General features: G+C 41.8%; 5 protein-coding genes. All 5 read right to left on the bottom strand.

The window, feature by feature from the left end; all coding sequences use genetic code 11:
- Window positions 1-138 precede the first annotated feature (138 nt).
- The 5 genes from HF312_18565 to HF312_18545 all read right to left on the bottom strand — a co-directional run bounded on the left by HF312_18565 (window position 139) and on the right by HF312_18545 (window position 10731).
- On the bottom strand, window positions 139-2535 hold the full coding sequence (locus HF312_18565; GenBank protein ID MCU7522226.1) for an FtsX-like permease family protein: 2397 nt from the start codon (window positions 2533-2535) through the stop codon (window positions 139-141).
- A 72-nt stretch (window positions 2536-2607) separates the two neighbouring features.
- Window positions 2608-5082, bottom strand: a complete 2475-nt coding sequence (locus HF312_18560) for an FtsX-like permease family protein (protein MCU7522225.1) — start codon at window positions 5080-5082, stop codon at window positions 2608-2610.
- Complete coding sequence (locus tag HF312_18555) at window positions 5075-7558, bottom strand: FtsX-like permease family protein (GenBank protein MCU7522224.1); 2484 nt, start codon at window positions 7556-7558, stop codon at window positions 5075-5077. The genes HF312_18560 and HF312_18555 overlap by 8 nt, the downstream gene beginning before the upstream one ends.
- 33 nt (window positions 7559-7591) lie before the next feature.
- The gene (locus HF312_18550) at window positions 7592-9982 is read right to left on the bottom strand and encodes an FtsX-like permease family protein (GenBank protein ID MCU7522223.1); all 2391 of its coding nucleotides are present in this window, start codon (window positions 9980-9982) and stop codon (window positions 7592-7594) included.
- A 59-nt stretch (window positions 9983-10041) separates the two neighbouring features.
- Window positions 10042-10731, bottom strand: a complete 690-nt coding sequence (locus tag HF312_18545; protein MCU7522222.1) for an ABC transporter ATP-binding protein — start codon at window positions 10729-10731, stop codon at window positions 10042-10044.
- Window positions 10732-10766 lie beyond the last annotated feature (35 nt).

The raw sequence follows: 10766 nt of genomic DNA, 5'->3' as shown, positions 1-10766 counted from the left end.
CATAGGTGACATATTTCATTATGAATATAAGGCACGTAATTCCGATTGTAAGTCCTGCGATGTGGATAAACGAAAAAGTTTTATTTCTCAGCAGGTATCTTACAGCTGTTTTGATATAGCTCTTAAACATTTATTCCCCTACTCGTATTTTAGTGAATTAACAGGGTTCCGCATTGCAGACCTCAATACCTGGAAAGCAAGTGAAAGAACAGCAACTGCCATAACAGTTCCGGTGGAAACCGCAAAAGTCCAGGGATTTACCCCGATCCTGTATGGGAAATCGGAAAGCCATTTATCCATAATAAAGAATGCCACGGGGGCAGACAAAATTGCAGATATTAAGATCAGCCTCAGAATTTCTTTTATAAACAGCGCGCACACCTGAAGGACAGATGCTCCAAGGACTTTCCTAATGCCAACTTCCCTGCTCCTGACTTCCGTGGTAAAAGAGACGAGTCCATAGAGTCCCAGGCACGAGATCAGAAGTGTAAAGACCGAGAACACTGAAAAAATATAGAGCAGGCGGAATTCAGTTTTATAGTAACTTCCTATTGACTTATCCAATTCGTCTTCAAGGAAGCTGAAGTCAAAGGCGTATGCAGGCTGGAAGGTTTTCATGACTAACTGAATGTGACGTAATGTTTCCGGGACATTATTATCCCTGATCTTAATTGAAAGCCGGCTTTTCCTTTCAGTAGAATCGATATTGAAAAACAGCGGCTCAATTATATTGCAGGCCTGCTGAAAATGAAAATCTTTTACAACACCTACAACATACTTAGCAATATTTCCCCCTTTTGCGGGAACGAGGATTTTCTTTCCGACAGGGTCTTTCCAGCCAAACGATCTGGCGGCTGTTTCGTTTACAATAACATTATCCCTTTCGTCAGAAGGGATGAATTTTCTTCCCTTAACAATTTTCATCTCATAGAGGTCAATAAAATCGTTATCAACCGAACCGTACCATAATACATGTTTTTTTTCTTCGGGTTCGCCGGGAAGACTTGTTTTACAGGCGCGTATTACAAGATTAGGGAGGCAGTTAGCGGCAGATACGCTGAGGACGCCGTAACTTTTTGAAATTTCATTTTTAAGTGCTGCAAGCTTAGCTGTATTATAATTAACTCTAAGCGTCACAGCAACGATATTTTCTTTTCTGTAGCCCGGATCCTTATCGGCCATATAATTTATCTGGTTCTTAACCGTAAATGAGCAATATATAAGTATTACAGTGAAAACAAACTGAGCAATAATCAGAATGTTCCTGAACCGTGTTTTTTTAAGTGAAATACCTTTCCCACGGAAAAAAGCCAGTGGTGAAACTGAGGAAGCCAGGGATGAAGGATAGAGTCCGGCCAGTATGCTTATTATAACCACCAGTCCCAATAATCCCGCAATCATATTCAGGTTAAGATGGATATCGCGGTCGACAAAAGCATTGAAATAAGGGAGCACGAGCAATACCAGGATTATAGTAATTCCAAGCGAGACCAGGGAAAGGATAAAAGTCTCCGTTAAAAGCTGCCTTAAGAGCTGGATGCGCTCAGCACCGATAATTTTTCTGATGCTGATCTCCCTAACGCGCTGAGAAAAGCGGGCTGAAGTGAGGTTGACATAGTTAATTGAGGCAATAACAAGGAGAATGAGTGCCATAGTCAGGTAAAGGTATATCTGATCGATAGATCTCTTCCCTGTCTTTGAATAAATATCGGATTTAAGGTGAATGTCGCATAGAGGCTGTGAAAAGTATTTCGGGTGATGAAAACTTCCAATTATCTGATGTCTTTGTAAGAATGATTGATACTTTTTATCGACTTCAGCTATGCTTGCATTTTCCTTAAGGAGGAAATAGACGCGATACATTGACATTCCCCACGCCTGGTTAGGGTTAGTAACTCCCGCCATCATAGCCATGCCGTAATTGCCTGTATTTTCAGAAATTGGAATAATCATATCGGCAGTAAAGTGGGAGTTTGCCGGCATGTCTTTATAAATGCCTCTTACGGTAAGGTCGTATTGATAACTGTACAGCAGCTTCATGCCTACGGGGTTTTCATTTCCGAAATATTTTCTTGCTGTGCTTTCAGAAAGGCAGACGGAATTAGGGTCTTTAAGGACCTCCGCCGGGTTTCCCTGAATGAAATTAAATGTAAAGATCTTAAGGAAATCAGGGTCCGCAATAAGTATATTGTCTACTTCAAAATCCTTTTCGTTTAGTGTAATCCGTCCCTTAGTGACTCTCATTCTTGCCGAGCGCTCGATTTCAGGGAATTCATCTTTCAGGGCGCGGGCCAGGGGGTTTGGCAAAATGGGGTCAATTATTTTCCTGCCGAAAAAGTCCTCCCCGTCGTCAACCACACGATATATCCTATGGAAATTCTCATTATACCTGTCGCAGCTGAACTCGTAGGCCACATACAGGAGAGCAAGCACAACGGGGACGAGAGCAATGGAAAAGCCCAGAATGTTAATAATAGAATATACTTTATACCTTTTAAGGTTCCTGAGCGTAATAATAATATAATTCCTTAACATGGCTTTATACCCTGATTTTTATGACATGAATAATTTATTCATATCTGAAATTTTCAAAGAGTATCATTTACCCTACTCGTATTTTAGTGTATTGACAGGGTTCTTCATTGCGGATTTCAAAACCTGAAAGGCCAGTGAAAGAATGGCTACTGCCATTACAATTCCGGTAGCCGCAGCAAAAGTCCAGGGGCTTTGGCCAGTTCTGTACGGGAAATCTGAAAGCCAGATATTCATTATAATGTAAGCTACAGGAGCTGATATCATTGCCGATATTAAGATCAGTTTCAGTACTTCTTTTATAAACAGTCCGCTTACCTGAAGAACGGATGCACCCAGAACCTTTCTTATTCCTACTTCCTTGCTCCTTACTTCCGTAGTAAATGAGACAAGTCCGAAGAGGCCCAGGCAAGAGATTAAAAGCGTAAAGGCAGAGAACACAGAGAATATATACAGCAGCCGGAATTCAGTTTTATAGTAGTTCTTATTTGACTTATCAGATTCTTCTTCCAGGAAACTTAAATTACGGTTCCTATACCAGGGATCGAAGGTTTTCAAAACGGACTGGACGTAGCGTAAGGTTTCCGGGATATTGCCGCTCCTGATTTTAATTGAAAGCCTACCCATATGTCTTCTTGTAAAGGCAAACTTCATTTCAGTCGAATCGCTGCACAAAGCCAGCGGTTCAATCCTGTTGTTTAGCTCCTGGAAGTGGAAATCCTTAATTACGCCAACGACATATTTACCGATTTGCCTGCCTCTTTCCGGAAATATTATTATTTTTCCAATAGGATCTTTCCAGCCAAGCGCTCTTACTGCTGTTTCATTTACTATAATCTTATCCTTTCCATCAGAAGGAATGAGCTTTCGTCCTTTAATAACTTTCATTTCATACAGGTCAATAAAATCGTTGTCGATTGCTCCGTACCGTATAACGTGATTCTTTTCAAGAAGGTTTTCGCCCGGCAAAGTTAATTTGCTGGCACTCCCGATTTGATCAGGGCGGCAGTCGGCAAATGATACGCTGAGGACTCCGGGGTTCTTTTTAATTTCATTTTTCAGGGCTGCAAGTTTGCCCGCAGTAAAGTCTCCTCCAAGCATCACGACTACGATATTTTCTTTTCTGTAGCCCGGATCCTTTTCGGTCATATAATTTATCTGGTTCTTAACAGAAATTGCGCAGTATACAAGAACGATTGTAAAAACAAACTGGACAATAATCAGTATATTTCCGGACTGCGTTTTCTTAAGCGAAATGCCTTTTCCCCGGAAAAAAGCCAACGGAGAAATTGAGAAAGCCAGGGATGCCGGATAAAGTCCGGCCAGGATGCTAATTAGAATAACAAGTCCCAGTATTCCCGTAAACATGTTCGTGGTAAGATGGATATCGCGCCCGACAAATATTTTAAAGTAAGGCAATAACAGAGCTACCAGAGAAAGTGTAATTCCAAGGGAAACCATGGAAAGAATAAAGGTCTCAGTTAAAAGCTGCCTTAGGAGCTGTTTCCTTTCCGCGCCTATAATTTTTCTGATGCTAACCTCCTTAACGCGCTGAGAAAACCTTGCCGAGGTGAGGTTGACGTAGTTAATTGAAGCGATAAGGAGGATAATTAAAGCCATCGTCAGATAAAGATATATCTGGTCGAGCGATCTCTTTCCCGGTCTGGAATAGATATCCGATTTAAGGTGTATATCACCAAGGGGCTGCGAAAAGTATTTCGATGGTTGAAGATTGCTATTTACCTCCCGATGATGTCTTTTTAATAAAGGCTGATATTTTTTCTCGACGTCATCTATGTTTGCATTTTCTTTAAGCAGAAAATAGGTTTGGTACATTGATGAACCCCATGCCTGATCCGGGTCGGTAATTCCCGACTCTACAAGCATGCCGTAGTTTCCAGTGCTTTCAGATATCGGGATTAAGATATCGGCGGTAAAGTGAGAATTTTCGGGCATGTCCTTATATATGCCTTTAACCGTAAATTCATATTTATTCGCATAAAGCAGGCTCATCCCCATAGGGTTTTGATTTCCGAAATACTTTCTTGCGGTACTTTCGGAAAGGCAGACGGAGTGAGGGTCGTTAAGGATAGTGGCGGGGTTCCCATGAAGAAAATTAAAAGTAAAGATCTTCAAAAAGTCTGGATCGGCCATAAGAATGTTTTCTTCAGAAAATCTCTTTTTGTTAATGGTAATCCACCCTCTTTCAACCGACATCCTTGCGGTCAGTTCCACTTCGGGAAATTCATTTTTCATAGCCTTAGCAAGCGGATTCGGCAGAACAGGATTTATAATTTTGCTGCCGAAGAAGTCTTCGGTGTCGTCAACAACCCTATAGATCCTATGGAAATTCTCATTATGCCTGTCGCAGCTAAACTCATAGGCCACATAGAGAAGAGAAAGCATAACAGGAACAAGCGCAATTGAAAAGCCCAGAATATTTATAAAAGAATAGAGCTTATATCTTCTAAGGTTTCTGAGTGTAATGAGTATGTAATTCCTTAACATGCTAAAGTCCCGTATTGTATTGGACAGAAATAGTTTATTCATACCTTAGATTTTCCACAGAGTTTGTTGAAGCTACCCTGAAGGCAATGATTAAAAGGGTTGTTATTACAATTACAGTTACCACAAGTGCAGCCAGAATGAATATCCAGGCGTTCAGTTCTATATGGTATGCAAAGTCTTTGAGCCATTTGTTTGCAAAGTAATAGGTCACCGAGCATCCAAGAAGGATTGCAATGGCAATAAGGATAAGGAACTCATTTACGAGGGACCTTATAATGCTGAAAGTTGAAGCCCCGAGCACTTTTCTTATACCAATTTCCTTGGTTCTTTTTTCTGCGGCAAAGAAAACGAGGCCGAAGAGTCCCATGCATGCAAAAAATATGGCAACTGCAGAGGAATAAGTGATTATGTTCCGCCAGCGGTTCTCATTTTTGTAGAGGTCCGCCAGCTTGTTATCCAGGAAAACGTAGTCGAATACCTGTCCCGGAATAATTTTCTCCCACGCCTGTTTTAGCTGAGAAACTGTTTTCTGAACATTCCGGTCAGAGGTCTTTATATATATGCATTCATTCCATGATCTGTTACCAGCCTTGAAAATTGCAACAGGAAGGATCTTTTCCTGCATCGGCATGTAATGGAAGTTTTTAACTACGCCAACGATCTGAACATCCTGAATATCTCTGGGATGATAAAACTTAAGATGCGTTCCAATAGGATTCCTGATCCCGATTTTCTTTACAAACTCCTCATTTACTATTATTGAGTTTATTGAATCTGCGGGATAAGCAGAAGAAAAATTCCTTCCCTCAATGATCTTAAAACCCATTGCCGGGATCATTCCTTCATCAATATTCAGCATGTAACTGAAAATAAAATTACTTCCGTAGTCAAAACGCAGTCGGGCTACAATGTGGCCGTTACCGCCAAGCACCATATTGCTCATTGAAGCGCTTTTTACGCCGGGAAGATTAAGCGCCTGGTTTCTGAAGACCCATAGCTGTTTGTCATCAATCATCCTGCCAAACATTTCATTTGTGCGGATAAGGACAATATTATCCTTATTGTAGCCCAGGTCGGATTTTATAAAAAAGTCATACTGGCGGTTTATAATGATCGCACCGCTAATGAGCATTATCGACAATACGAACTGAACAGTAACAAATATTTTAGCCAGTATACCCGATCCGCTCAGCTTTTGAGTTCCTTTAAGGATATTGACGGGGTTTAAGCTCGACATCAGCATTGCAGGGTAAGCACCCGAAAGGAGGCTTAAGGCTGCGGGAATGAGAATTATTCCTGCCATTACAGTTCCCCATCCGAAACTAAACGGAAGTTCCTTTCCCACTATACGATCAAATACGGGAAGTGTGAGGGCTGAAAGCAAAAGCGAGATCAATAGCGAAATAAGGATTATAAAAAATGATTCCATAATGAACTGGTAAACTACTTCGCTCCTTGAAGCCCCGGAGACTTTTCTTATTCCGATCTCCTTAAAGCGGTGGGATGACTGGGCAATTGTAAGATTGATGTAGTTTATGGACACAATTAACAGTATTACGATGCCGATTATGCTCAGGACCAGGACTGACACAGGGCTTACCGGTCTGATTGAAGAAAAAGGCCCTATTTCTGTACTGAAATGGATTTTTTCAATCGGGTAAAGCCTGAGTTCAGGTTTATAAGCCTCATTACGGATAAGAGGCTTTACCATGCTCTTAAATTCAGTTTCCAGCAGAGCTTTGTCGGTTCCATTTTTCAGCATTACGAAAAATGTAGGAAGAAATTCTCCCGGAGAAATATCTTCCCTATTAAATCTCATAGACATTTTTTCGGCATTTATAAAAGGCACAAGCACATTAAACTTAAGTACAGTATTTTCAGGAGGGTTTTCAACAATTCCTTCTATCAGGAAATCGCAGGATTTATCATCAACCCTGTAACTGCGAAGAGGTTTACCATGTGAATTTTTCCGGCTGGAATTCAGTAATAGAGTTTCTTCAGCAATTTTAGTTGAAATGAACTTACCCAGGGGATTAGTATTACCAAAATATTTTTCAGCAAATGCCCGTGTTACAAATACCGCTCTGGGGTTATGGCCAAAGGTATAAGGATTTCCAGCCAGGGTTTTGAATGAAAAAACTTTAAAGAAGCCGGGGTCAGTAAAAGTTAATTTTTCTTTTGTAAACTGCCCGTTTACTTTAATATCGAGGTCCTTATCAAGGTAGTTTACCGCCTGATCGATCTGCGGCATTGATTCCTTCATTCTCAGGGACAAGGCGACCGGGAAGTTGCCGTAGTACTCTTTATCATCAGGAGTATAGATAACAGCGCGGAAAATCCTGTCCTTATTCGTGTGGAATGAGTCGTAGCTCATTTCATTGTAAACAAAGGTCATAAGGAGAATAAAAACCGTAAGTCCCACCGTAAAGCCCGCGATGCTGATAAAGGAGAATAATTTATTTCCCCACAGGCTGCGGGAGGATATTTTCCAGAAAGTTTTCAACAGCTGAAATTTCATGTTCCCTCTTTGTTAAAGAAGATCTGTAAGCGCCTACTCGTATTTAAGTGAATGTACGGGATTGACCATGGCCGCTCTGAGGGCCTGATATATTATTGCCGCAAACCCTATTGCCAGCGTCATAATGGCAGAAAGAATAAAAACCCAGGGCGAAATTGTAATGCGGTATGCAAAATCGCGCAGCCAGCTGCTCATTGTATAATAGGCAACGGGCCAGGCAATTACGTTTGCCGTTAGAATTATTATCAGAAATTCCTTTATCATGGAAAACGCTACATTTGAAACAGAGGCACCAAGAACTTTCCGGACACCTATTTCTTTTCTTTTTGTCTGCGCTATAAGAGATATAAGGTTGAAGAGCCCGAATGATGAAATTGCAATAGCAAGCAGGCTGAAGATAACAAGGAGTTTTTCTGTACGTATCTCTTTTTTGTAAAGTTTATCGAAGGATTCATCCATAAAGTTATAGATAAAAGGGCGTGCAGGCATGATTTCTTTCCATTCCTTCTCAAGCCTGTTCATAGCTGCCTGAAGCCCGGCGCCCCGGAGCCTGACCATTATATTTGCAGAGCTCCATGGCCTGAGGTAAAATACAGTGGGAGTTACTTTATCTCTGAATGAGTAGAAATGAATATCCTCCACAACACCGATAACCTGCTGGTCCATATCCGGAATATGGAGTGCGTCTACAATTGTTCCCACGGGATTTTTCAGGTGAAGGGCATTGGCCGCAGCCCTGTTGATGATTACGGCGTGGTCCTGATCGCCCGACATTTCGCGCGCGAAATCGCGCCCTGAAATAATCTTCGACTGCCAGGTTTTCATAAGGCAGTAGTCAACTGCTATTCTTCCCATTTCAACACCCTTTTCTGAAGGGCGGTTCTTGTTGATTACCGAGGTAAAATTGTTTATGCTTTTTGTCGGGATGTTCTCGCTTGCCGAGACAGACAAAACCTGCGGGAGCTGAGTAATTTTGTTTCTGAACTTTTCGTAGTTTTCATACATCTTTATTCCATAAGGGTTGGCAATTGCAAGGAGGTGGTCCTTATTGAAGCCCAGTTTTGCGCCGGATGCATACTGAAGCTGGCCATAAATTACGCAGACTGCAATAATGAGGCCGATGGTAATAGTAAACTGAATTCCTGTAACAATGTGCCTGAACCGGATTGAATACTTTGAGCGGCTTACGAGGTCATAGCCCCCTTTTATCCTGTTGAGGGCATCGGACTTAAAGGCGATATACAAAGGATATATTACCGAAAGGCAGACAGTCAGGATTAAAAGCATAGCCATGGAAAAAACAATTTCAGGAGCAAGCAAATCTTGAGCAGTAATGTTTTTGCCTGTAAGCTGGTTGAAGCCGTTGAGCAAAAGTGCTACAGCGGCAGCGGCAATTACAAAGGAAATGGATAAATACACGAATGTTTCCAAAACGAACTGCATAACCGTTTCCTTTCTTCCGGCCCCGAGCAATTTCCGGCATGCAATCTCCTTTTCCCTTATTTTAATTACCGTAGTTAGAACGTTTGTATAGTTAAAAGACGCCATTAGCAGAATGAGCATGGCAATAACAATGAAGCTTTTCACAAGTGTAATGTCGCCATGCTCCGCATAATCCCATACAGAGCCCGAAGGATTAAGATAGATGTCATTTAAGGGTTCCAGAATAACGTTATTATCCCTGGCCCAGTCCTTACCAAAGTACTGCAGGGTTTTCTGTTTTAATTTGGCTGCAACCAGATCCCCTGAAGCATTATCCCTCAGGAGGAAATAGAAAAAGGAGCTGCCAATAAAAGGGTTTGTCATGGTCTGCGGCTCTGTAGTATTGAGCGTAGATATGGAAGCCAGAATAGAAGGTTTAATGTGTGAATTCCGGGGAATATCCTTCAGTATGCCTGTAACCCTGAAATCGTATTTGTTTTCAAGCCTCAGAGTTTTGCCTATGGGGTCGGCGGATCCGAAATATTTAGAGGCCATCTCCCGTGTTAAGAGGACAGAAAACGGGGCGTCCAGCGCGGTTTTCATGTCGCCCTTAATCAGGGGAAAATCAAAAACGCTCAGGATTTCCTTATCCGCATAATAGACGTCATCTACAAACATTTTCTGCCCGGCATTCAAAACCTGCTCCGGCATTCTATTTATCCGGAAGCCGCTTTCAATTTCCGGGATTTCATCTTTAAGCAGATGGAAGTTTTTGGCGGCCATAAGAACGGTTTTATCACCAGTAGATTTCGACTGCTCGATATAGCGGCAGATCCTGTCTTTTTTCTGGTTGAACTGGTCGTATTTCAGCTCGTCGAAGACGAAGAGCATAATAAACAAACAGCTGCATATAGCCAGAGTAAGTCCGGCGATATTAATAAAGGCAGAAGTTTTCCGTTTTAGAATATTGCGGAAGAATATTTTCAAATAGTTAGCAATCATTATATTCCCGAAAATTTTGAACCCGCCGCTTTTGAGAGTTCAGGTGAAGAAAAAAGTCATTATACGTGGAATTTCTCTTTATAGTTTTCCGTTACAACGTGACCGTCGAAAAGGTGGATTATCCTTTGCGCGTACTCCGAATCGTGAGGCGAGTGGGTTACCATAGCAATTGTGGTACCTTCCTCATTAAGCTTTGTTAAAATATTCATTACCTCTTCCCCGTTTGCAGAATCTAGGTTACCTGTAGGTTCATCGGCCAGAATGAGTTTAGGTTTTGCAACTACGGCTCTTGAGACTGCGACTCTCTGCTGCTGGCCTCCCGAGAGCTGCTGCGGGAAGTGGTCTTTTCTGTGCATCATGCGGGTTCTTTCAAGCACTTCATTTACCATTTCTTTTCTTTTGGAAGAAGAGATCCCCATATAAAGAAGCGGGAGCTCTACGTTTTCATATACTGTCAGCTCGTCAATGAGGTTAAAGCTCTGGAATACGAAGCCTATATTGGCTTTCCTGAGGCGCGCCCTCTGGCGTTCAGAATACTTTGAGACCTCCTGCCCCATAAAGTTATAGTGCCCGTCAGTCGGGTTATCCAGAAGTCCCAGTATGTTAAGGAGAGTTGATTTGCCGCAGCCCGAAGGGCCCATAATGGCTACAAATTCCTTTTCCCTGATTTCGATATTAACGCTGTTCAGGGCAGTAGTTTCCACCTCTTCGGTGGTAAAGATTTTCTTCAGGTTATTGGTTTTGATCATGGCTGTTTATCCTCTAATTAGTTGAATTCAAAGGT

This window comes from Ignavibacteria bacterium (genome assembly GCA_025612375.1).
Classification (GTDB): Bacteria; Bacteroidota; Ignavibacteria; order Ignavibacteriales; family SURF-24; genus JAAXKN01.
This window is presented reverse-complemented; position numbering and strand designations above follow the sequence as displayed.